Below are 20,612 nucleotides of genomic sequence, written 5' to 3'. Positions count from 1 at the left end.
AAACGCCCGGCCAATCGGCCGGGCGCGGGTCTCATCGTGCCAGGGGCGGCCTTACTTCAGGCGCGAGGCGACGTTTTCCCAGTTGACCAGGTTGTCGAGGAAGTTGGTCAGATAGGCCGGGCGCTTGTTGCGGAAGTCGATGTAATAGGAGTGTTCCCACACATCGCAGCCCAGCAGCGCGGTCTGGTCGAAGCACAGCGGGTTGACGCCGTTCTCGGTCTTGGTCACGGCGAGCGAGCCGTCGGCGTTCTGCACCAGCCAGGCCCAGCCCGAACCGAACTGACCGGCACCGGCGGCGGCGAATTGCGACTTGAACTCGTCGACCGAGCCGAAGGATTCGACCAGCGCCTTTTCCAGCGCGCCGGGCATGGCAATGCCGCCCGGGCCCATCATTTCCCAGAACTGGGCGTGGTTCCAGTGCTGCGAGGCGTTGTTGAAGATGCCGTTCTGGGCGACCGCGCCGGCCTGGTAGGTGCCCTTGACGATCTCTTCGACCGGTTTGCCTTCCCACTCGGTCCCGGCGATCAGCTTGTTGCCGTTGTCGACATAGGCCTTGTGGTGCAGGTCGTGGTGATATTCCAGCGTTTCCGCCGACATGCCCTTGGATGCCAGCGCGTCATGTGCATAAGGAAGATCGGGTAATTCAAAAGCCATCTCGGGCCCCCTGCTGATTAAGTTGCGTTTCCCCGGTTTACATGCGGCCCAGCCGCGGCGGGGTCAAGGGCCAAGGCGGAAAACCGGCCCCCGACAGGGGCCTGCACAGGGGCGCGCGCGCCATGCTGACAGCTCTGCGAAAGGCGATCTACCGGGCGCGCGGTTTCTATGCCGGGCGGCTGGGCGGGGTGCCTTTCCGCCTCGATCCCTATCACAGCAAGTTCTGGCGCCGGGCCAGCGCCGGGGCGTGGGAGCCGGAGACCTTTGCCGTACTCGACGCGCATCTGGCGGCAGATGCGGATTACATCGATATCGGGGCGTGGATCGGGCCGACCGTCCTTTATGCGGCGAGAAAGGCGCGCCATGTCTGGGCGTTCGAGCCCGATGCGACCGCGTTCCGGCACCTGGCCTGGAACATCGAGTTGAACGGGCTGCGCAATATCAGTGCGCTGCCGGTGGCGCTGTCGACGCGCACCGGCGTGGCGCGGATGGCCAGTTTCGGCGGCGAGGCAGGCGACAGCATGACCAGCCTGCTGAACGCCGGGGCGGCCGGCGGCAGCGACGTGGTGACGTTGGGATGGGACAGCTTTGCCGCCGATGCGGACCTGTCGCGGGTCTCGCTGGTCAAGATCGACGTGGAGGGGGCGGAGTTCGGCCTGCTCCCGGCCCTGCTGCCCTGGCTGGAGGCGCAGCGCCCGGCGCTGTACCTGTCGACCCACGCGCCCTACCTCGCCGAGGCCGAGCGCGCGGCGCAGATGGCCGCGCTGGCGGAAACGCTGTCGTTCTACGCCACCTGCCACGACGAGACCGGCGCGCCGGTCCCGGTCGAGGCCATGACCGCGCCGGGGGCGCTGGAACGGTTCCGCACATTCCTTTTTGCCGGGTGAGACGTCAGTAGACGCCCACGCCCGAGCCCGGCTGCGCCGCGACGCCGAGCAGGTCGAAGACATAGCGCGCCACCGAACGGAAGCAGATGACGCGAAAGCTCTCGTCCTGCTCCATCCAGATCGCGGCGGGCACCTGTGCCATGCGGGTGCGGCGGACCATGCCGGGCCCGAAGGCGCCGGGCGCGAAATCCACCGGGCAGAGCTTGGCCAGAACCTCGCGCGCGGCAGGGCCGGACACGGTGAGCATCGCGCGGGCGTCCGAGACATCGACGGCCAGCGCATGCGCGGTGCCGAGGGCGGCGGTCACCTTACCCAGCGTGGCATCGACCTCGGCGTAGGGGCACAGCAGCAGCTCGTCCGGCGACATCCAGATGGCCGTTCCGCTCTTGCCCCGCACCACGCCGCGCTGACCCGGAAGCTTGGCCCCGGTGGCGGCCATGACCGCCGCCTTGACGGCTTTCGAGGCGAGATCGCCGCGCAGGGTGATCATGCCATGAAGCCCGACCTCCTCGATGCGGGCGAGCCCGTCGTGGCGGGCGCCGCCGAGTGCAGTGATGGGTGCGGTGATGGGTTCAGACATTCTGCTTTTCCCCGTCCTTGTCGTAAAAGACCGGATCGACGATCCGCGCCTTGTGGATCTTGCCGTCGGTGCCCGGAAACTCCAGCACCTCGCCCATGCGGTCGGGGCCGTGCAGCACCAGCCCCATGGCGATGCCGCGCCCCAGTGTCGGCGAATGGTAGGTGGAGGTGACCCGCCCCTGCACGTTGCGCTGGCCGTTGGCATTGCGGCCCTCGGCCACCGCATAGGCGCCATCGGGCAGCACGCCACTGTCCTCGGTTTCCAGCCCGACCAGCTTCCAGCGTTCGGGGTCGGTCATGTGGCTGCGCTGCTGCGCCCGCTTGCCGAGGTAATCCTCTTTCTTCTTGGAGATCGCCCAGCTCAGCCCGAGATCCTGCGGGATCACCGTGCCGTCGGTCTCGTCCCCGATCATGATGAAGCCCTTTTCGGCCCGCATGATGTGCAGCGCCTCGGTGCCGTAGGGCATCACCCCGAAGGCCGCACCCGCCTGCGCGAGCCTGTCCCAGAGCGCGCGACCCTGCCCGGCCCGCACCGCGATTTCATAGGACAGCTCGCCGGAGAAGGAGATGCGGTAGATCCGAACCGGAATGCCGGCCAGTGTGCCGTCGGCCCAGGTCATGAACGGCAGCGCCTCTTTCGAGACATCCATGCCGCCGAGGCTTTCCAGCAGCGCGCGGGCCTTGGGGCCGACCACGGCGATCTGGGCGAACTGCTCGGTCACGTTGGCGGTGTAAACCTGCCAATCCCACCATTCTGTCTGCAGCCATTCCTCCATGTGGGCATGGATATGCTCGGCGCCGCCGGTGGTGGTGTGGCACAGGAAGGTCTGCTCGTCGATCCGGGCCACCACGCCGTCGTCGATCAGAAAGCCGTTCTCGCTGCACATCAGCCCATAGCGGCATTTGCCCGGCTTCAGCGTGCTCATCATGTTGGTGTAGAGCATGTCGAGGAAGCGGCCCGCGTCCGGCCCCTTGACGATGATCTTGCCCAGCGTGGAAGCGTCCAGCATTCCAACAGCTTGCCGGGTGTTGTTCACCTCGCGCATCACCGCGTCATGGGTGGTCTCACCGGCCTGGCGGTACGTATAGGGGCGGCGCCAGTGGCCGACCGGCTCCCACTCGGCGCCGTGGGCTTCGTGCCAATCGTGGATCGGGGTGCGGCGCAGCGGCTGGAACACCTCGCCGCGCGCCTCTCCGGCGATGGCGCCGAAGGAGATCGGCGTGTAGGGCGGGCGGAAGGTGGTGGTCCCGACCGTGGGAATCTCTGCACCCAGCGCGTCAGCAAGGGTTGCAAGGCCATTGATGTTGCTGAGTTTTCCCTGATCCGTCGCCATGCCCAGCGTGGTGTAACGCTTGGTGTGTTCGACGCTCTCGTAGCCCTCGCGCGCGGCCAGTTGCACGTCGGAGACCTTCACGTCGTTCTGGTAATCGAGCCAGGCTTTCATCCGCAGGCTGACCTTGGCAGCGCGCGGCATCAGCCAGATCGGGGCGAGCGGCGCCTCCCCGGTGGCGTCGCCCCGCGGGGCCTTGGTGCGCTTTGGCTTGAAACCGGCTGATTTCGCGGCGGATTTTCCTGCACCATCCGCATCCGTCAGCACCGCGCCGAGCGACAGCTCGCCATTGGCGGCACCGGCAGCGGCGACAAAGGGCTGCCCGTCGGCGCCGGTGGGCGCGCGTTTGGGGTCCGGGCGGAACATCGCAAGGGCGTCGTCCCAGGTGAGCTTGCCCCCGCAATGGGACCACAGGTGCACCACCGGCGACCAGCCGCCGGACATGGCGACCGCATCGCAGGCCACCTCCTCCAGTGCGGCGCCCTGCCCCTCCTGCGCGCAGATCCCGACCTTGGTCACGCGCTTGCCGCCCGAGACCTTGGCCACGGCGCGGCCGCAGTCGATGCGGAGGCCGAGGCTTCGCGCCTCTTCCATCAGCGCCCCGCCGCCGCTGGCGCGGGCATCCAGCACCCGCAGAACCTCGACCCCGGCGCGTTTGAGCGTGATGGCGGTGCGATAGGCATCGTCGTTGTTGGTGACCACGATCACCCGCTGCCCCGGCGCGACGCCGTAGTTGACCACGTAGTCGCGCATGGCCGAGGCCAGCATCACGCCCGGCACGTCGTTGCCCGCGAAACTCAGCGGGCGCTCGATGGCGCCGGTGGCGGTGATCACCTGGGCGGCGCGGATCCGCCACAGCCGGTGACGCGGCCCGGCCGTTTCAGGCGCGTGATCGGTCAGCCGCTCATACCCCAGGACATAGCCGTGGTCATAGACCCCCGCGCCCATGCAGCGCGGGCGCAGGGTGACGTTGGGCATGGATTTCAGCGCGTCGAGCGTCTGCGCGATCCACGCCTCGGGCGACATCCCGTCGATCTCGCCGCCGTCCACCGGGGCGCGGCCGCCCCAATGCGCGGTCTGTTCGATCAGCAGCACCTTGGCGCCACTCTCTGCCGCCGATTTCGCGGCGGCCAGCCCGGCCACGCCGCCGCCGATCACCACCACGTCGGCGAAGAAATAGAAATGCTCGTAGGTATCGGCGTCGCGCTCTTTCGGGGCTTTGCCGAGGCCCGCCGACTGCCGGATGAACGGTTCGTAGATGTGCTTCCAGAACGGCCGGGGGTGGATGAAGGTCTTGTAATAAAAGCCAGCCGGAAGGAAGCGGGCAAAACCGCTGTTCACCGCGCCCACGTCGAACTCGAGGCTGGGCCAGTGGTTCTGGCTCTGCGCGCTCAGCCCGTCGAACAGCTCGGTCGTGGTGGCGCGCTGGTTCGGCTCGAATGCCGCCCCCTGCCCGAGGCCGACCAGCGCGTTGGGCTCCTCCGCCCCGCTGGCGACGATGCCGCGCGGGCGGTGATACTTGAACGAGCGACCCACCAGCATCTGGTCATTGGCCAGCAGCGCCGAGGCGAGCGTGTCGCCGGCAAAGCCGGACATGGCCTTGCCGTTGAAGGTGAAGCGGACGGGTTTGGAGCGGTCGATCAACCGGCCCTGGGTGGCGATGCGGGTGCTCATCCGGCGGACCTTTCGATTGGGGCGGCGGGGGGGATTTGAGTATTTGGAACGAGAAGAAGGCTCATTCGACCTCTCTCCATGTCCAGCCGGGGCGTTTGGCGGTGATCGCGTCGCGGATCTCTTTCGGCGGCTCGGTGGTCTGGGCGGAATAGGTGCCGAAGACCTCGAGCGTCATGGTGCAGCGGGCGGCATGGAACCACTTGCCGCAGCCATTGGCGTGGCGCCAGCGTTCGAAATGCACGCCCTTTGGGTTCTCGCGCGCGAAGAGGTAATCGCGGAACTCCTCGTCCGAGGCGCCGGGGCCGAAGCGTTTCACATGCGCCTCACCGCCCGGGGAGAGTTCGGTTTCCTCGGCGTCGACGCCGCAATAGGGGCAGTGAAGGATCAGCATTTCAAGCTCCCGAACAGAACTGAGGGCAGCGGACAGATGCTGCCAAGCATATTTTTCACAGACAGGACCGGCTCGCCCCTTAGATCACCGCGCAGGGTTTTGACCATGTGTTCAGAGTAGGACATGCGATCCTGTGCGTTTTCGAGAACGTTCAATCTACGGTCCCCCTGTCAATGCCCTGCCTTCTTCGCAGTTCATCGAAATCGTTAAAGAACACGGGTACCGCAAAACTAACCTTTTGAGTGTGGCCGGAGGCAGATTGTTTGCTGCCATCGGCAGAGACCGACGCCTTTACTATTGTTAATATTGGGACTTCCACCCCGCCTTGGACATCGCCCGACGTTTGTTCGTTGACTTCGATTGTCAGTTCGAACTGAACCAATTGCGGCGAGTAATGGCCCGGTGTCGCTTCATGACCACCTGCAATGTAAATCTTGGTTTCGCTCTGCGCCTCCAACACAGCGTTGCCAATGTCGACCAAGGCGGTCTTTACGAAATCTTTGATTGATACACTCATCAGTGTGCCACCCCCGCCGCGACGCTTTCGTCGATGAAGCGGCCCTCGGTGAAACGGTCGAGCGTAAAATCCTCGGCCAGCGGCGAGTGGCCCCGGGCCATCAGTTCGGCCATCGCCCAGCCGGAGCCGGGAATCGCCTTGAACCCGCCGGTGCCCCAGCCGCAGTTGATGAAGACCCCCTCGACCGGGGTCTGCGAGATGATCGGAGAGCGGTCGCCGGTCATATCGACGATGCCGCCCCATTGCCGCAGCATCTTGAGCCGGGAGATCATCGGAAAGGTCTCGATCAGCGCGCGCACGGTTTCCTCGACATGGTGGAAGCTGCCGCGCTGGGTGTAGTTGTTGAAGCCGTCGGTGCCGCCGCCGATCACCATCTCGCCCTTGTCGGACTGGCTCATGTAGCCGTGCACCGTGTTGGCCATCACCACCACGTCCATGCAGGGTTTGACCGGCTCGGAAACCAGCGCCTGCAGCGCCACGCTTTCGATCGGCAGGCGGAAGCCGGCCATCTGGGCCAAGCTGCCGGAATGGCCCGCCACCACCAGCCCCAGCTTGTCGCAGTCGATCGCGCCCCGGGTGGTGTCGACACCGGTCACCTTGTCGCCGTCGCGGCGCACGCCGGTGACCTCGCATTGCTGGATGATGTCCATGCCCATGGCCGAGCACGCCCGCGCATAGCCCCAGGCCACCGCGTCATGGCGCGCGGTGCCGCCGCGCGCTTGCCACAGCCCGCCCAGCACCGGGTAGCGCGGGCCGGAGAGGTTGATGATCGGCACCAGTTCCTTGACCCGCTGCGGCGTGATCCATTCGGTGGTCACGCCCTGCAGCGCGTTGGCGTGCGCGGTGCGCTGATAGCCGCGCACCTCATGCTCGGTCTGGGCCAGCATGATCACCCCGCGCGGCGAGAACATGACGGTGTAGTTGAGATCCTGGCTCAGCCCCTCATAGAGCGCACGGGACTTCTCGAAGATCGCCGCGGAGGAATCCTGCAGGTAGTTGGAGCGGATGATGGTGGTGTTGCGGCCGGTGTTGCCGCCGCCCAGCCAGCCCTTTTCCAGCACCGCGACATTGGTGATGCCGAAATTCTTGCCGAGGTAATAGGCGGTGGCGAGCCCGTGCCCGCCGGCGCCCACGATCACCACGTCATAGCGCCGCTTCGGCTCGGCCTTGCGCCAGGCCCGGCCCCAGCCGGTGTGATCGCTCAGCGCCTCGCGGGCGACGGCAAAGGCGGAGTATCGTTTCATGGGCGAATCCGATCTTTTTGTCTGCGGCCTTCTATGCCCCCTAGCCGCTGGCGGGCCATGACGCAAATCGCCGTTTGAGGTGACAGTTGCGACATGTCGGCCCCGCGCGGCAGTTTGCCCTTTTTTCATGCGCCCACCACCTATAGATCAGGTCCAAACGGGAGTGCACATGACGTTCTGGATTATCGTATCTCTGATGGCGCTGGCGGCCGCCGCGCTGCTCGTCCTGGCTCTGATGCGCGCGCGCTCCGGCGCCGGACCGGCGGCGGCCTATGACCTGCGGGTCTATCGCGACCAGCTCAGGGAGGTCGACCGAGACCTTGCCCGCGGGGTGATCGGAGAGGCCGATGCCGAGCGCACCCGCGCCGAGGTGTCGCGCCGGATCCTCGCCGCCGACGCCGCAGCGCGCAAATCGCCGGACCGGAGCGGCGCGCCGCAGGCTGTCACCATGGTAACGGCGGTGGGCCTGGCGGTGATGGTGATCGCCGGGTCCGTGCTGCTGTATCGCGGGCTCGGGGCGCCGGGCTACGGCGACCTCGGGTTGCGCCACCGGATCGAGATGGCGCAGGCGGCACGCGAGTCCCGCCCTGACCAGGGCGCCGCCGAGGCGCGTATGCCGGCGCTGCCCCCGCGCGAACTGGACGACGGGTACAAGGCGCTGGTCGACAAGCTGCGCAGCACTGTCGCCAGCCGCCCCGAGGATGCACGCGGCCACGACCTGCTGGCCCAGCACGAGGCCAACAGCGGCAATTTCCCGGCCGCCTACGCCGCCAAGGCGCGGGTGATCGAGATCAGGGGCGAGGACGCCACGCCGCAGGATTATGCCGAATACGCCGAGCTGATGATCATGGCCGCCGACGGCTATGTCTCGCCGCAGGCCGAGCGGGCGCTGGCCGCGGCGCTGGAACGCGATCGCGGCAACGGGCCGGCGCGCTATTACTGGGGCGCGATGATGGCGCAGACCGGGCGGCCCGACATCGCCTTTCGCATCTGGGAGGAAACGCTGCGCGCGGGCCCGCCCGACGCCTATTGGATCGCGCCGATCCGCGGCCAGATCGAGGATATGGCGGCGCGCGCCGGCGTCGATTATGCCCTGCCCCCTGCCACGGGCGGCGCGCCGATGCTGGCCGGGCCCAACTCCGAGGACATGGCCGCCGCCGCCGACATGACCGCCGAGGAGCGGCAGGACATGATCCGCGGCATGGTCGACCGTCTCTCGGACCGGCTGGCCAGCGACGGCGGCAGCGCGGCGGAATGGGCCCGGCTGATCGGCGCGCTCGGCGTGCTGGGCGAGACCGACCGCGCCAGGGCGATCCATGCGGAGGCGCAACAGACCTTTGCCGGGGACACCGAGGCGCTGGCGCAGATCGAGGCCGCCGCGCGCCGGGCGGGGGTGGCAGAGTGATCTGTGACCCCTTCGAGGAGTTTGCCGCCGCCCTGCCGCCGATGTCGGCGCTGATCGGGCTGGACCTGGGCGACAAGACCATCGGTGTCGCGGTCTCCGACAGGATCGGCGCCGCCGCGACGCCGATCGAGACGATCCGCCGCAAGAAATTCACCCCCGATGCCGAGCGGCTGATGCAATTCGCCCGCAACCGCGAGGTCGGCGGCATCCTGCTGGGCTTGCCGCGCAACATGGACGGCAGCGAGGGGCCGCGCTGCCAGGCCACCCGCGCCTTTGCCCGCAACCTGGCGCGGATGACCGAACTGCCGATCGGCTTCTGGGACGAGCGTCTGAGCTCGGTCGCCGCCGAACGCGCGCTGCTGGAGGCGGATACGTCGCGAAAGCGTCGCGCAGAGCTGATCGATCATGTCGCCGCCTCGTATATCCTGCAGGGGGCGCTGGACCGGATGCGCCACATCAGGACGGAAGGCGGCGCATGAACGACCAGGTGTGGAAGCGAGACGAAGTGGAAAGCCCCTGCGTGCGCATCTGCGTGGTCCACCCTGAGGAGCGGATCTGCACCGGCTGCCTGCGGACGCTGGAGGAGATCGCGCGCTGGTCGCGGATGCCCGCCGAGGAACGCCGCGCGGTGATGGACGAGCTGCCCGCCCGCGCCCCGCGCCTGCGAAAACGCCGGGGCGGACGGGCGGCGCGGCTCAAGGGGTGAGCAATCGGTCTGATCGGCGCACCCGATCCGACTACGGCGCCGCCAGCCATTCAGCCGTCCCGCCGGGCAGGTGCGGACGGAAATAGGCGATCATGCGCCCCTCTTCCGGGGCCTCGGCGCCGTCCTCCCAGGGGGCCACGCCGTGCAGGGCCAGCCGGTGCAGCAGACAGGCCTCGCCGGGGCGGGCATGAAGGGGAACCCGGCGGCAGGTCTCGAAGATGCGGGCGCGGGCGGCTTGGTAGGGTTCGGTGAGGTCCACCCTGTCCCAGTCCTGCGGATCATGGCCCTTGAGCGCCTCGGTCAGCGCCGCGCGCAGGATCTCGTGGCTACCCTCCCAGACCACCAGCGGTGCGGCACCGGGGCCGGTCTCGGTCAAAGGCAGACCGAGGATGAAGCTGTGGCGCTCGTCAAGATGGCGGCGGCGGTCCGGCCCCCTGGGCTTCAACCCGTCCAGATGCGCCGCGTCGCGGTTTTGCCGGTAGCGGAAGGCAGCGGTGCTTTCGCCCTCTCTCGGGCGCGGGTAGCCGGGCCAGATCACGGAGAGCTGCGCCGGATGCAGCGGCGGCAGCGGGACGATCCGCGCCCCTATGAACTCGACGGCGGGGCCGGTGAGCGGGGCGGAGCCGCCGATGCGGCCCTGCGCATCGTTGGGCAGCGCATCGACACCGACAAACCAGGTGCCGGCGCAGACATGCCAATGGGCATGGGCCGGGTCGTGCACCGCCACCCTTGCTGCCTCCAGCGCATGGGCGGCCCACTCCCTCACCGCTGCGTCCGGGCCGAACCTGGCCCAGCCGCGGGTGAAAAACCTCTCTACCACCCCAGCGCCTTGCGCAGCATGTTCAGCGCCACCAGGATCAGGAACACCGCGAAGATCCGCTTGAGCCGCTTGGGGTCGGTCTTGTGCGCCAGCTTGACCCCCAGGGGGGCGGTCGTCAGGGTCATCGCGATGACCACCAGGAACGCGGGGATGTTCACCGCGCCTACGGTCAGGGGCGGACGCTGCGCCGCCTCGATCGGCAACAGCAGGAAGCCCGCCACCGAGGGCACCGCGATGATCACGCCGAAACCGGCGGCAGTGGCCACGGCGCGATGGATCGGGGTGTTGTAAAGGCTCATCAGCGGCACGCCGAAACTGCCGCCGCCGATCCCCATCAACACCGAGAGAAAGCCGACGACAGGCGACATCAGCGCGCGTTTGACGCCCCCCGGCATCGCCTCGCCCAGCCGCCATTCGGATTTTCCGAGGCCGAGATAGAGCCCAATGACGATGCCCAGCACGCCGAACAGCGCCTGCAGCATGTCCGAGCGCAGCGCCGAGGCGACCAGCACCCCCGCCACCGCGCCCAGGGCGATCCCCGGCGCCCAGCCGCGCAGGATGGTCCAGTCGACCGCGCCCTTCCTGTTGTGGCTCAGCACCGAGCGTACCGAGGTCACGATGATAGTGGCAAGCGAGGTCGCAAGGCACATCTGCATCAGCTGTGGGCCGCCGTATCCAAGGGTCTGGAACGCATAGAAGAACGACGGCACCAGAACGATGCCGCCGCCGACGCCCAACAGCCCGGCCAGCACCCCGGCCAGCCCGCCGATCGCCAGAAGCATCACCAGCATTTGCAGCAAAAGCATCGTGTCGGGCATCGGTCTCTCCGTGATCGGTTTCGACGCTGCCTTACACGGATCCCGGGGCGGAGGCCAGCGCCCGGGCGGGTTCAGCCCGCCGCGCGTTCGGCCCCGGTGTCGATCCGCTCCAACGCCTGTTCCACCAGGTCCGGCCCGGCGCCGGGTCGCGTCGCTCCCTCCGACAGCACCCGCCGCCAGGCCCGCGCGCCGGGGCGCCCGGCGAAAAGGCCGAGCATGTGCCGCGTCACCTGGTGCAGGCGGCCACCGCCTGCCAGGTGACGTTCGATGTACGGCAGCATGGCCCGCGCCACCTGCACCGGATCGGCCACCACGCCAGTGCCGAAGATCTCCGGATCGGCCGCCGCAAGGATATCGGTGGGGGTGTGGTAGGCAGCGCGGCCGATCATCACCCCGTCGAGCCCTGCATCGAGAAACCCCTTCGCCTCTGCCAGTGACCCGACACCGCCATTCACCGAGATGTGTAGCTGCGGGAACTGCATTTTCATCCGCATCACCAGATCGGAGTCGAGCGGCGGGATATCGCGATTTTCCTTCGGGCTGAGGCCCTGCAGCCAGGCCTTGCGCGCGTGGATGATAACCCGGCCACAGCCCGCCTCCGCGATCCGCTCCAGGAAATCGGGCAGAACCACCTCCGGGTCCTGGTCATCGACGCCGATGCGGCATTTTACCGTGACCTCCACCTCGACCGCGTCGCGCATCGCCGCGATGCAATCGGCCACCAGCGGCGCCTGGGTCATCAGAACCGCGCCGAAGGTGCCAGACTGAACCCGGTCGGAGGGGCAGCCGCAGTTGAGGTTGATCTCACCATATCCCGCCTCTGCCCCCAGACGCGCGGCCTGCGCCAGCTCGGCCGGATCGGAGCCGCCCAGTTGCAGCGCGACGGGATGCTCCTCGGCGCTGTGGTCGAGCAGATGCAGCGCCCCGCCCCGCACCAGCGCCGGCGCGGTCACCATTTCGGTATAAAGCAGGGCCTCCTGGCTGAGCAGCCGGAGAAAATATCGACAATGCCGGTCGGTCCAGTCCATCATGGGTGCCACGGAAAGCCGTGCGGCACCGCAAGCAATTGTTTTTAATTGTTTTTTCATATACCCACGATCACTCCGCCAATTGCTACATCGGTCGGTTTCGCCGGGTTATGCAGGGTTTTTCCGGGTTTGGCGAGCGGCGTTGCCCCATGACCGGCCCGATCGCCGCGCGAAGGCGTCTCTGACCGGCTGAACCAACCTCTCTTGCTATCCCGGCCCGCACGCCTGGCCCGGCCGTCGCTGCTACCGCCCGATCACGATATCCGCGCACAGTCCCCCCAGCGCCTCGCTCTGGCCCAGCCGCAGCGCGCCGCCGTGGGCGCGGGCGACGTCCTTGGCGATCGCCAGTCCCAGCCCGACACCGCTGCCCCGGTCCTGGTTGCGGGCGGGATCGAGCCGGGCAAAGGGTTTCAGCGCCTCCTCGCGCCGGTCGGGCGGAATTCCCGGTCCGTCGTCCTCGACCCGGATGCGCAGCACCTTGTCGCTCAACGCGACCGAGACCACCGCCCGGTTGCCGTAGCGCACCGCGTTGTCGATCAGGTTCTCCACCGCGCGGCGCACCGACAGCGGCTTGAGCGGCACCTCGCCCACGCCGCGCAGCTTGCCCAGTTCCACCGGCTTGCCGGCCCGCTGCGCATCCTCGACGATGCCGCGCACCAGGGCCACCGGATCGGTCGGCTCGGCCTCTCCCGCCGCCGCCCCGCGCGAGAACTCCAGAAAGGTGTCCAGCAGCCGCTGCATGTCGTCGACGTCGCGCAGCAGCGGCGCGGAGTCCGCCTCATCCAGCATCGTGAGCCCCAGCTTCAGCCGGGTCAGCGGCGTGCGCAGATCGTGGCTCACCCCCGAGAGCATCAGCGTGCGCTGCTCGATCTGCCGTTCGATTCGCGCCCGCATGTCGAGAAAGGCGTTGCCCGCCGCGCGCACCTCGACCGCGCCGCCGGGCCGGAACGGCGCGGTGCGGCCCCGCCCGAAGGCCTGCGCCGCATCCGCCAGCCGTGTGATCGGGCGCAGTTGGTTGCGCAGGTAGAGAAAGGCGATCACCGTCATCAGCAGGGCAAAGAACACCATCGTCACGATCAGCTGATGCGGCGTGCCCACGGTGACCCGGCTGCGGTGAAAGCCGATCTCAAGCGGGCCGTGCGCCGTCCCCACGAACAGCTGGACCGTGGAATCGTCGTTGAACCGCACCGCAAGGATCTCGGGCAGCGCCGCGCGCAGCAGCGTTCGCACATACTGGCCCGAGAAATCGTACCAGGGGATCCGGTCCGTGCCCGGCGATTCATCAGGCGGGACGAACCGCAACTGCATCTGCAGCGCCGGCAGCAGCGGCTCCAGCCCGGCCAGCGCCGCCTCCGGGTCCGGCGCGGCGTCGGCGCGAGCGGTGACGAAGACGATCTCGCGCTGCACCGTGCCGGTCATCTGCCGGGTGATGTCCTGCAGGTGGTTCTGGATGAAGGCGACAGAGACCGCCAGCATCAGCACCACCACCGGCAACAGCAGGATAAGCGCGGCCCGCCCGTAAAGGCTGCGCGGCATATAGTGTTTGAGCCAGTGGAACGACATGGGCTAAGCCTAGCGGGAGCAGACAAGGAGCGGAAGAGATGACCCAGACCCCCAACGATTTCGACCCCAGACCCGGTGAGCCGGTGCGGCTGGCCGACGGGCTGCGCCGGGTACTGGCGCCGAACCCCTCGCCGATGACCTATCGCGGCACCAACACCTATCTGCTGGGCACACGCGAACTTGCCGTCATCGACCCCGGCCCGCTCAGCGAGGCGCATTTGCAGGCGATTCTCGCGGCATTGGAGCCGGGACAGAGCATCAGCCATATCGTCGTTACCCACACCCATGTGGATCACTCCCCCCTCGCCCGGCCGCTGGCCGAGCGCTGCGGTGCGCCGATGATCGCCTTTGGCGGGCCCGAGGCCGGGCGCAGCCCGGTGATGACGCGGCTGGCCGCGGCCGGTCTTGCCGGCGGCGGCGAGGGGATCGACCGCGATTTCGCCCCCGATCTGACCGTGGCCGACGGCGCGGCCATCGAGGGCGACGGCTGGACGCTCGAGGTCATCCACACCCCCGGGCACCTGGGCAATCACATCGCGCTCGGCTGGGAGGAAGCGTGCTTTACCGCCGATCACGTGATGGGCTGGGCCAGCTCGCTGGTGTCGCCGCCGGACGGCGACCTGACCGATTTCATGGCCTCCTGCCGCAAGCTGCGCGCGCGGCGCTGGCAGGTCCTGCACCCCGGCCACGGCGCCCCGGTGGAGGATCCGGCCGGGCGGCTCGACTGGCTGATCGAACACCGGCTGGCGCGCGAGGCGGCGATCCTGGCCGCGCTTGCGGACGGCCCGGCCACTGCCGCCGATCTCGCCGCGCGCATCTATACCGAAACCCCCGCCGCGCTCCTGCCTGCGGCAGAGCGCAACGTCTTCGCCCACCTCGTTGATCTGGTGGGACAAAACCGGGTCGAGAGCCTGGGCCCCCTGGCCGCCACGGCCCGGTTCGCGCGACTGACCTGACGCCGATCGGACGCCGGTCGGGCGCAGCGAAAAATATTGTCGACGGGCCGGAAAACCCTCTGGACGCCCGGAAACCAGATTGCTATACGGCGCGAACCGTTCCGGCGTAGCTCAGCGGTAGAGCAGTTGACTGTTAATCAATTGGTCGTAGGTTCGATCCCTACCGCCGGAGCCAATCAACCACTTGGTTGTAAAGCAAAAATGGCGATCCTCCGGGATCGCCTTTTTACGTTTTTGCAACGATTTTGCAACGCGTGACACTTTCAGTCTTTCGCTTCGCGTTGTAGGAGACAGGCGACATTCGGTATCGCACGAAGGGCGTGCTACCAAATATGGTTGGCGAAACGCTTTGGTTTGCGATAAAACGTCGGCAGTTCACCAATCGTAAACCGTGGGAACGCAATAAGAACAAAGCACAGGGGCAGGCAACATGAACTTCATCGCGTTAGAGACCGAGCAGAAACTACGCGGTGGATACTACACTCCCGAAGACCTTGCCTCCTTCCTGACTCGCTGGGTGACACCAACGTCGGGCACCCGCGTACTTGAGCCTAGCTGTGGTGATGGGGCGTTCTTTCCGTCCTTACAAGGCACTGGTGCAAACGTCACTGCGTTCGAGTTGTCACCAGAAGAAGCCGCCAAGGCCAGCGCGCGCGACTTACCTGACTGCACCGTTCACAACCGCGACTTCCTCGGGTGGGCGCTTGAAAGCCAAGGGAAGCAGTTCGACGCTGTAATCGGCAACCCTCCTTTCGTTCGCTATCAGTACCTACCTGCCGCCTTTCAAGCGAACGCGGAACGAGTTTTCGCGCGGTTGAATTGCAAGTTCACCAAACACACCAATGCGTGGGTTCCATTCATCCTTGCTTCGATGGATCTGCTGCGACCGGGTGGACGTCTGGCGATGGTCGTTCCGTCCGAGATTGTACATGTGATGCACGCCCAATCCCTGCGAACCTATCTCGGCGAGCAATGCCGCCGAATCGTAATCGTGGACCCACAAGAAATCTGGTTCGAGGGCACGCTTCAAGGAGCCGTCCTGCTGATGGCCGAAAAGAAGGCGTCACCCGAAGTCCACGGCGAAGGGCTAGGCATTCACCGGGTAGCGGGCCGCGACTTCCTGCGGCAAGACCCCGAAGCAGTGTTCAACATGCCTCGCGCGATCAATGGCAAAACGGTTGAAGGCAAATGGACACGCGCGTTAGTGCCGCCCGCCACCCTTACCATTCTGGATGCTATTGAGGCCAGCGACAACTTCTGCCGGTTCAACGACGCCGCCAAGGTGGACGTGGGCATCGTAACAGGCGCGAACAAATTTTTCCTCGTCACCGACGAGGTCGTGAAACGGCATGGGCTAGAAAAATGGGCGCACCCGATGTTTGGGCGCAGCGATCATTGTCCCGGCGTTATCTACGACGACGCACAGCACGCCCGCAATGCGGCCACAGGCAAACCGACCAACTTCCTGTGGTTGGATCGGTCAGTAGAGGAAAGCCCTCAAGGCAAGGCTTACATCGCATCTGGCGAAAGCGAAGATTTGCACAAGCGGTACAAGTGCCGCATTCGCAACCCGTGGTACACTGTACCGTCTGTCCACGCGACGGAAGTCGGGATGCTAAAGCGCAGCCACGACACGCCGCGCCTGATCCTCAATCGTGCCGGGGCCTACACCACTGATACCGCCTATCGTATTCGCGCCCTACGCGGCACCGCAGATGCGCTTGTATACGGGTTCTACAACAGTCTGACGGCACTTAGCGCGGAACTCGAAGGAAGGCACTACGGCGGCGGTGTCTTGGAGCTTGTGCCGAGCGAGATCGAAAAATTGCTGCTGCCCGCACCGGAAGCGGTTGTGCCCGACGTAGAGCGGCTGGACCGCATGGTGCGTGAAGACACGGTGGCCGATACGCTCGAGGTGCAGTCGGAGGCGGTTCTTGGCGCGTTGACGAAAGCGGAACAGATGGATCTGCTTGCTGCGTGGGCTACCCTGCGCGACAGGCGGCACCGCTTGCCCGCTTAGTCTATCTCCACAATGTAGCGCGCCCCTACCGACGCGGGTTGGTACAGTTTCAGGCTACGGCCAACCAAGCCGGGTTGCTTGATGTGGCTAGTCGCTTTGTCCCAATGGAGCCCAGTGGTGTAATTGCCTTGCCCTGCTGCCCAAGCAGGCTTGTGGCTTAGAGGCATGTCGAAGTCGCCAACGTAGACACCAGCTATGACAAGTGACGTCGGCGCTACTGCCTCATCTTTCTGGGCGGTTGTATTGTAGGTCCAATTCAACGCACCAAATACTTGATTACGGAAATATATCGTTTGATCAATCACTGCGCCACCGACCTTGTATTTGGCCTGAGTGAGCCGCAAAACGCCCGGAGCATGGCCGGGATTAAGTTGAAGGTCGGAGCGCGGGAGGCTCGGCTTGGCCCAAACCAATTGTCCATATATCGGCGGAGCGACGGGCAACGTGCCAGCAGGTGCCGCGGGGACGATTTTTGGTTTTTTCGCTTTTGTCTTTGCGGGCGAAGACTTGAAAGGCAGATTGATGCGCGGCTTGCTGGTTGCATTGCCCTGCTTTCCAGAGCCGAACGTTGTTTGAGTTTTCGGATTCCGTTCATCTTCAAGAATCCCCTGCTTCATCAAATCGACAATTTCGCGACCACTACCAATTCGGAAACAGTGCTGTGGGTGATTGACAATGAGGTCATCAAACCCGTCCAACATGGTGTCAACGAATGCTCTGTCCGAGGCATCAGCAAGGTCCAGATCCATATCCGTGCCTGCCTCGATGTTGTTGAACAACCCAGCGTGGGTCAAATTGGCGCTGCCAACGATGGCTCGTGCCTGATTTGGGCCGGTGGCAATGAAAGCTTTGGGATGAAAAATTCGGCCCCTAGTGGCTGTGTCGAGCGCATAAAGCTCCACGCCCAACTTCAACAAGGCGGCGGTTGCCTGCGCCGTCGTTGAACCATTCCTGACACCAATGAAGGCCCGGCATACGCCTGCGACAGGGGCCAGAGCGGCAGAGACCGCCGCGACACCTGCTGAGTTTGAGAATGCAGAAGAAATGATCAGCCGATCCAGCCAAGGCTCTCCCGCCAGAGATACCAATTGCGGCGCGTGCTGCTGCCCTCCCGCAAGAGGTTGAAATATTGCCCTAACTGTTGCCATCCGCCTGTAACCCCTCAACAATTCGTTTTGGGGAACCCTACTGCCCGACAGCGCGCGAGTCGATTGCTTTGTCTGCGGAACACAACATCAAAACAAAGCCGCCATGGCCACTGAAACTCACCCACTGAACGTCGGCAACGCTTTATCTCTTGCGCAAATGCTCGACCGCCCAGCAGCACGGGTCTAAGGCGGGTTGCAGGCTCTCAGGCATAACGATGCCCAAAACAAGGAGACGCCCGTCAGCGCGCGAATTTTCGTGGGCCGCTGGGCAAAAAAATGAAGCGGGCGGCTCGATAGCCGCCCGCGTCGTCCCAAAAGAAAGGGCCACATTGCTGTCGCCCCATTAGATCAGTGAAAGTTCGGTGGAATCGTGACACTTCGTTTTCGTTCGATTTCCGAGCCGACAAGCCGCGTTGTTTGCCATTTGTTGGACTTTGCCGCACGCAAATGTTGAACTTCATCTCCACGATGGACCGCAATTTCAGTGACACCGTGTTTCGCGAGTGCGTTGGCAAGACGGAGAAGGTCATTTCGACCGAGTTCGGCGGGTTTCAGGATGTTCATCCGGCTACCTCGCGGTCTAGGTATATCTCACGCAAGGCCGCTTCATGCTTAACGCGAGGCCGCAATTCATCGACCAGCTTTTCGGCAAGAAACATGCCATCGCGATCATCTGAAATCACCGCATGGGCGAGTTTCAGTGCCAACCGCTTGGTGACCTTACGGTGGCAATTATACGCGATCTCGTGTTCGAGGCTGACTTTAAGGGAACTCTGCGGTGCCAGCGACAGAGGCAGAGCGTTTCGTACTACAGTATTCATGATTTTTGCTTTCGATTTAGTATTCTGTTGTTGCGCGCCCAGAAGGGCGCGCTTGCGTAATGACTAGTGAATAGTCGCGATGTTCTCGAATTGTATGGACATCTGCCTACGTCCATTTCGTTGACGGTCGAATGCCTCACGCAGAGGGCCAGTCGCTTGCAAAAACGCCTGAATGACAGCATCTTGAAAGGCTTGGCCGTCGAAGATGTCGAGAGCCTGTTTTTTGGGGACGTTTTCGGGATCAGGAAAATTGCCTGCAATCTTGGCGACAACCTCTCCTTCCTCGTTGACTGTGAAGTCAATGTGCGCCCACTGCGGCGTTGGTTCTTTGAATTGTTTCAGCATCGGATTTTCTCCTCTATGATGCGGCTTCATCCGCTATGCTCCTCGTGAGCAGTAGCTTGTGAACGACTATGGAGGAATCGGCGTGACGGAACGTGTCTGCCAAGATGGCTGCGAGGCATACAGACAGTTCGGCACACCGGACGAGATTGAGCTTGATGCGATGGAATTCGAGCTTCGGGAAATGTCGTCTGGGATCACTGCATGGCGCACAATTGCGTTCGCACTGGAACGCGGCTTGCCTTTCCCTATCTGGGTTCGATCATACCTTGAGCAAGTCGCCTCGGGCATCGACGACTGGGCGATGCTGAACGGGCATCCCGGCGAAATCAAAGATATTCTGCACCTTCACGGGAAGCGGAAATATGACAACGATCAGAATGACCCACGCTGGATTTTTGAGGCTATTTCCCAGATGCGCGCTCAAAATCCGAAGGCGTCAATCAAAAGCCTAGTTCATGAGTGCATGAAACAGTTTCCACAGGTTGGTTCAGACGACGAATACGTCCGACAAAAATACTACCAAGGCAAGAAACTCGCGGAAACCGGGCAAGATTATAAAGGGCGCGACAGGAAGAAAGAAATCCACACGTCACCTGATGTTGGGCAAAGTGACGCTGGCGGTGACGACCCCGATTTCTGATGCACGGGACACGCCGTTTAAACGTTCACCCATAAATCGCTTATACCAAGCAGCACGTCAGCGAAGGCGGTTGTGGTCACTGCCCCACGGTTATGCCCAAAACCGCGCGAAACCGCAGCGCTGTGCAGTTTTTCGCGGTCGCTCGTCGAGTTCGCGGTATTACGACACACGCGGTTGCCAAGAGCGCGATGAGAGACGTCAATACCACCCGCGCAGCGTGTGGGTTGTTACCATCTTCGGGCGTAGGTATTGCGACGCGAACGCGCCGACGATGACCGCGATCCCCAAATCCCCGTGACCGCCTGCTGACCGTGACTGCGTGATGATCTGGTTCCCTGCTGCTGTCGTCTGCAACGAGAAGGAAGCCAGGTCGGATTCGATTTCGTCACGAAGCGGCAGATCGTGCGCGAATTTGAGATCACCCGAAGCAAACAGCACGGACAGGTTTTCGATCATGAACGTTTTGCCCGCGTTGACATACCGCGAGCTTTCCTTGCGCCAAGACTGTGAACAGGCATGCAAAATTGACCCCGTAGCGGGGTGATCGGCGTCCAAAAATGACCCCCTTACACTGATGTGGATGATGCTCCCGAGGCTATCGGGGAGCACAGTGTGGGATGTTGGTTGTGGAGACGATTGCGAAGATCCGTCGGGCGCATTTTCAGGACAAGAAGCCGATCAAGCAGATCTGCCGGAAACTGCGGGTTTCACGGAACACGGTGCGCAAGGTGATCCGGTCCGGTACGACCGAGCACACCTACGAGCGGACCGTCCAGCCGCAGCCGAAGATCGGTCCTTGGAAGGACGAACTCGACGAGATGCTGGCGACAAACGCGCGGAAGCCCAAGCGCGAGAGGCTGACCCGGATCAGGATCTTCGAGGAACTCAGAGCCCTCGGATATGACGGCGGCTATGATGCGGTCCGGCGATACGCGGCCACGTGGTCCAAGGAAGAACAGGAGGCATCGGCCGCTGCCTATGTGCCGCTGATCTTCGATCCGGGCGAGGCCTACCAGTTCGACTGGAGCCATGAGATCGTGGTAATTGATGGCGCAACGACCACCG

22 protein-coding genes, 1 tRNA gene and 1 pseudogene are annotated in these 20,612 nt (G+C 64.6%); 9 read left to right on the top strand and 15 right to left on the bottom strand.

Going from position 1 to position 20,612, the window contains the following annotated elements:
* Positions 1-51: 51 nt before the first annotated feature.
* Positions 52-654 carry a superoxide dismutase gene (locus P1U75_RS15855; protein ID WP_300245054.1) on the bottom strand — a complete coding sequence of 201 codons (603 nt, stop codon included), beginning with the start codon at positions 652-654 and terminating at the stop codon, positions 52-54.
* Positions 655-776: 122 nt separating this feature from the next.
* Between P1U75_RS15855 and P1U75_RS15850 the strand changes: the two genes are divergently transcribed.
* The gene (locus P1U75_RS15850; RefSeq protein WP_300245053.1) at positions 777-1,541 is read left to right on the top strand and encodes an FkbM family methyltransferase; all 765 of its coding nucleotides are present in this window, start codon (positions 777-779) and stop codon (positions 1,539-1,541) included.
* A 4-nt stretch (positions 1,542-1,545) separates the two neighbouring features.
* Here the strand turns inward: P1U75_RS15850 and P1U75_RS15845 are convergent, their stop codons facing one another.
* The 5 genes from P1U75_RS15845 to P1U75_RS15825 form a co-directional block, all read right to left on the bottom strand.
* Positions 1,546-2,109, bottom strand: a complete 564-nt coding sequence (locus tag P1U75_RS15845; protein WP_300245055.1) for a sarcosine oxidase subunit gamma family protein — start codon at positions 2,107-2,109, stop codon at positions 1,546-1,548.
* A 4-nt stretch (positions 2,110-2,113) separates the two neighbouring features.
* Positions 2,114-5,125 (bottom strand): sarcosine oxidase subunit alpha family protein, encoded by a 3,012-nt coding sequence (locus P1U75_RS15840; RefSeq protein ID WP_300245052.1) that lies wholly within the window; start codon positions 5,123-5,125, stop codon positions 2,114-2,116.
* Positions 5,126-5,186: 61 nt separating this feature from the next.
* Complete coding sequence (locus P1U75_RS15835; RefSeq protein WP_300245051.1) at positions 5,187-5,516, bottom strand: sarcosine oxidase subunit delta; 330 nt, start codon at positions 5,514-5,516, stop codon at positions 5,187-5,189.
* A gap of 151 nt (positions 5,517-5,667) precedes the next feature.
* On the bottom strand, positions 5,668-6,033 hold the full coding sequence (locus tag P1U75_RS15830) for a hypothetical protein (protein ID WP_300245050.1): 366 nt from the start codon (positions 6,031-6,033) through the stop codon (positions 5,668-5,670).
* Complete coding sequence (locus P1U75_RS15825) at positions 6,033-7,277, bottom strand: sarcosine oxidase subunit beta family protein (RefSeq protein WP_300245049.1); 1,245 nt, start codon at positions 7,275-7,277, stop codon at positions 6,033-6,035. Before P1U75_RS15825 ends, P1U75_RS15830 begins: the two co-directional genes overlap by 1 nt.
* Before the next feature lie 169 nt (positions 7,278-7,446).
* Here P1U75_RS15825 and ccmI point away from each other — a divergent pair, with 169 nt between their 5' ends.
* Genes ccmI through P1U75_RS15810 form a run of 3 tightly spaced genes read left to right on the top strand, consistent with a single transcriptional unit; the run spans position 7,447 to position 9,388 of the window.
* Positions 7,447-8,682, top strand: a complete 1,236-nt coding sequence (gene ccmI / locus P1U75_RS15820; protein ID WP_300245048.1) for a c-type cytochrome biogenesis protein CcmI — start codon at positions 7,447-7,449, stop codon at positions 8,680-8,682.
* The gene (gene ruvX, locus P1U75_RS15815; RefSeq protein WP_300245047.1) at positions 8,679-9,161 is read left to right on the top strand and encodes a Holliday junction resolvase RuvX; all 483 of its coding nucleotides are present in this window, start codon (positions 8,679-8,681) and stop codon (positions 9,159-9,161) included. Before ccmI ends, ruvX begins: the two co-directional genes overlap by 4 nt.
* Positions 9,158-9,388: a DUF1289 domain-containing protein gene (locus P1U75_RS15810; protein WP_300245046.1), complete on the top strand. Its 231-nt coding sequence runs from the start codon at positions 9,158-9,160 to the stop codon at positions 9,386-9,388. Before ruvX ends, P1U75_RS15810 begins: the two co-directional genes overlap by 4 nt.
* Positions 9,389-9,419: 31 nt before the next feature.
* Here P1U75_RS15810 and P1U75_RS15805 read toward each other — a convergent pair whose 3' ends face one another.
* From P1U75_RS15805 to P1U75_RS15790, 4 genes are all read right to left on the bottom strand, one after another.
* Entirely contained in the window at positions 9,420-10,208 is a 789-nt protein-coding gene (locus P1U75_RS15805; RefSeq protein ID WP_300245045.1) for a hypothetical protein, read from the bottom strand.
* Entirely contained in the window at positions 10,202-11,026 is an 825-nt protein-coding gene (locus tag P1U75_RS15800; protein WP_300245044.1) for a sulfite exporter TauE/SafE family protein, read from the bottom strand. The genes P1U75_RS15805 and P1U75_RS15800 overlap by 7 nt, the downstream gene beginning before the upstream one ends.
* A 71-nt stretch (positions 11,027-11,097) precedes the next feature.
* Positions 11,098-12,114, bottom strand: a complete 1,017-nt coding sequence (gene dusA, locus P1U75_RS15795; protein ID WP_300245043.1) for a tRNA dihydrouridine(20/20a) synthase DusA — start codon at positions 12,112-12,114, stop codon at positions 11,098-11,100.
* Positions 12,115-12,297: 183 nt separating this feature from the next.
* Positions 12,298-13,617 (bottom strand): ATP-binding protein, encoded by a 1,320-nt coding sequence (locus P1U75_RS15790; protein ID WP_300245042.1) that lies wholly within the window; start codon positions 13,615-13,617, stop codon positions 12,298-12,300.
* 38 nt (positions 13,618-13,655) lie between these two features.
* On the opposite strand from P1U75_RS15790, the gene P1U75_RS15785 reads away from it, so the two are divergent.
* From P1U75_RS15785 to P1U75_RS15775, 3 genes are all read left to right on the top strand, one after another.
* Positions 13,656-14,573 (top strand): MBL fold metallo-hydrolase, encoded by a 918-nt coding sequence (locus P1U75_RS15785; RefSeq protein ID WP_300245041.1) that lies wholly within the window; start codon positions 13,656-13,658, stop codon positions 14,571-14,573.
* Between the two features lie 100 nt (positions 14,574-14,673).
* Positions 14,674-14,748: transfer RNA gene (locus P1U75_RS15780), tRNA-Asn, on the top strand.
* Positions 14,749-15,003: 255 nt separating this feature from the next.
* Positions 15,004-16,593 (top strand): N-6 DNA methylase, encoded by a 1,590-nt coding sequence (locus tag P1U75_RS15775; RefSeq protein WP_300245040.1) that lies wholly within the window; start codon positions 15,004-15,006, stop codon positions 16,591-16,593.
* On the opposite strand, the gene P1U75_RS15770 is transcribed toward P1U75_RS15775, so the two are convergent.
* The 4 genes from P1U75_RS15770 to P1U75_RS15755 all read right to left on the bottom strand — a co-directional run bounded on the left by P1U75_RS15770 (position 16,590) and on the right by P1U75_RS15755 (position 18,907).
* Positions 16,590-17,741 carry a phospholipase D family protein gene (locus P1U75_RS15770; RefSeq protein ID WP_300245039.1) on the bottom strand — a complete coding sequence of 384 codons (1,152 nt, stop codon included), beginning with the start codon at positions 17,739-17,741 and terminating at the stop codon, positions 16,590-16,592. The two genes, P1U75_RS15775 and P1U75_RS15770, sit on opposite strands and share 4 nt — an antisense overlap.
* A gap of 348 nt (positions 17,742-18,089) precedes the next feature.
* Entirely contained in the window at positions 18,090-18,305 is a 216-nt protein-coding gene (locus tag P1U75_RS15765; protein ID WP_300245038.1) for a hypothetical protein, read from the bottom strand.
* Positions 18,302-18,562 (bottom strand): hypothetical protein, encoded by a 261-nt coding sequence (locus P1U75_RS15760; RefSeq protein WP_300245037.1) that lies wholly within the window; start codon positions 18,560-18,562, stop codon positions 18,302-18,304. Before P1U75_RS15760 ends, P1U75_RS15765 begins: the two co-directional genes overlap by 4 nt.
* A 63-nt stretch (positions 18,563-18,625) precedes the next feature.
* On the bottom strand, positions 18,626-18,907 hold the full coding sequence (locus tag P1U75_RS15755) for a hypothetical protein (protein WP_300245036.1): 282 nt from the start codon (positions 18,905-18,907) through the stop codon (positions 18,626-18,628).
* A gap of 58 nt (positions 18,908-18,965) precedes the next feature.
* On the opposite strand from P1U75_RS15755, the gene P1U75_RS15750 reads away from it, so the two are divergent.
* Positions 18,966-19,547, top strand: coding sequence for a hypothetical protein (locus P1U75_RS15750; protein ID WP_300245035.1), 582 nt, complete (start codon positions 18,966-18,968; stop codon positions 19,545-19,547).
* 198 nt (positions 19,548-19,745) lie between these two features.
* On the opposite strand, the gene P1U75_RS15745 is transcribed toward P1U75_RS15750, so the two are convergent.
* Positions 19,746-20,102 (bottom strand): hypothetical protein, encoded by a 357-nt coding sequence (locus P1U75_RS15745; RefSeq protein ID WP_300245034.1) that lies wholly within the window; start codon positions 20,100-20,102, stop codon positions 19,746-19,748.
* Between the two features lie 62 nt (positions 20,103-20,164).
* On the opposite strand from P1U75_RS15745, the pseudogene P1U75_RS15740 reads away from it, so the two are divergent.
* Positions 20,165-20,612 (top strand): annotated as a pseudogene (locus P1U75_RS15740) (IS21 family transposase); the annotation flags it as partial.

The sequence above is a fragment of the Antarcticimicrobium sp. genome (assembly GCF_029212575.1).
Taxonomy (GTDB): domain Bacteria; phylum Pseudomonadota; class Alphaproteobacteria; order Rhodobacterales; family Rhodobacteraceae; genus Antarcticimicrobium.
The sequence above is the reverse complement of the archived record's forward strand: the minus strand, read 5'-3'. Positions and strand labels throughout refer to the sequence as shown.

Coding starts and splice junctions, on each gene's coding strand:
- P1U75_RS15855 (WP_300245054.1), bottom strand. CDS start 654: ATGGCTTTTGAATTACCCGATCTTCCTTATGCACATGACGCGCTGGCA.
- P1U75_RS15850 (WP_300245053.1), top strand. CDS start 777: ATGCTGACAGCTCTGCGAAAGGCGATCTACCGGGCGCGCGGTTTCTAT.
- P1U75_RS15840 (WP_300245052.1), bottom strand. CDS start 5,125: ATGAGCACCCGCATCGCCACCCAGGGCCGGTTGATCGACCGCTCCAAA.
- P1U75_RS15835 (WP_300245051.1), bottom strand. CDS start 5,516: ATGCTGATCCTTCACTGCCCCTATTGCGGCGTCGACGCCGAGGAAACC.
- P1U75_RS15830 (WP_300245050.1), bottom strand. CDS start 6,033: ATGAGTGTATCAATCAAAGATTTCGTAAAGACCGCCTTGGTCGACATT.
- P1U75_RS15825 (WP_300245049.1), bottom strand. CDS start 7,277: ATGAAACGATACTCCGCCTTTGCCGTCGCCCGCGAGGCGCTGAGCGAT.
- ccmI (WP_300245048.1), top strand. CDS start 7,447: ATGACGTTCTGGATTATCGTATCTCTGATGGCGCTGGCGGCCGCCGCG.
- P1U75_RS15810 (WP_300245046.1), top strand. CDS start 9,158: ATGAACGACCAGGTGTGGAAGCGAGACGAAGTGGAAAGCCCCTGCGTG.
- P1U75_RS15800 (WP_300245044.1), bottom strand. CDS start 11,026: ATGCCCGACACGATGCTTTTGCTGCAAATGCTGGTGATGCTTCTGGCG.
- dusA (WP_300245043.1), bottom strand. CDS start 12,114: ATGAAAAAACAATTAAAAACAATTGCTTGCGGTGCCGCACGGCTTTCC.
- P1U75_RS15790 (WP_300245042.1), bottom strand. CDS start 13,617: ATGTCGTTCCACTGGCTCAAACACTATATGCCGCGCAGCCTTTACGGG.
- P1U75_RS15785 (WP_300245041.1), top strand. CDS start 13,656: ATGACCCAGACCCCCAACGATTTCGACCCCAGACCCGGTGAGCCGGTG.
- P1U75_RS15775 (WP_300245040.1), top strand. CDS start 15,004: ATGAACTTCATCGCGTTAGAGACCGAGCAGAAACTACGCGGTGGATAC.
- P1U75_RS15770 (WP_300245039.1), bottom strand. CDS start 17,741: ATGGCAACAGTTAGGGCAATATTTCAACCTCTTGCGGGAGGGCAGCAG.
- P1U75_RS15765 (WP_300245038.1), bottom strand. CDS start 18,305: ATGAACATCCTGAAACCCGCCGAACTCGGTCGAAATGACCTTCTCCGT.
- P1U75_RS15760 (WP_300245037.1), bottom strand. CDS start 18,562: ATGAATACTGTAGTACGAAACGCTCTGCCTCTGTCGCTGGCACCGCAG.
- P1U75_RS15755 (WP_300245036.1), bottom strand. CDS start 18,907: ATGCTGAAACAATTCAAAGAACCAACGCCGCAGTGGGCGCACATTGAC.